The organism is Polaromonas sp. P1_G1, from assembly GCF_056405595.1.
This window is the reverse complement of record NZ_JBFUBU010000290.1, coordinates 1-367: the sequence shown is the minus strand read 5'-3', so window position 1 is coordinate 367 and position 367 is coordinate 1. Positions and strand designations below refer to the sequence as shown.

General features: G+C 67.0%; 1 protein-coding gene. It reads left to right on the top strand.

Annotation, left to right across the window (positions count from 1 at the left end):
- Window positions 1-367: phosphatase PAP2 family protein (locus AC1D1Y_RS26895; protein WP_477685024.1), on the top strand; the 367-nt coding region annotated here is incomplete at both ends.

Sequence of the window (367 nt, the reverse complement as noted above, 5' to 3'; positions counted from 1 at the left end):
TGTCCGCCCTGGGGTGGCGCCTTCTCTGTGGGCGCCCTGGTACGCGGCACTGGGTGTGGTGGACCAGCCTTACAACCAACTGCCTTCGCTGCATGTGGCCTATTGCCTTATTTTCTGGTGTGCATTGCGGCCCTGCTGTGCAAGCCGTGCCGCCCGCATCGCGCTGCTGTTGACACTGAGCCTGGTTGCGGTGGCCACGCTGTTCACCTACCAGCACCACGCGCTGGATGTGTTGGCCGGGGGCCTGCTGGGTTGGGCCTGCACGCGGGTAGTGCAGCCCCGGCGGCACGAACCCTGGGTGGCCCTGTACTACGCACTGGGTGCTGGCGTGGTGGTGGTGCTGGGCCTTGCGTGGTGGCCCTGGTGG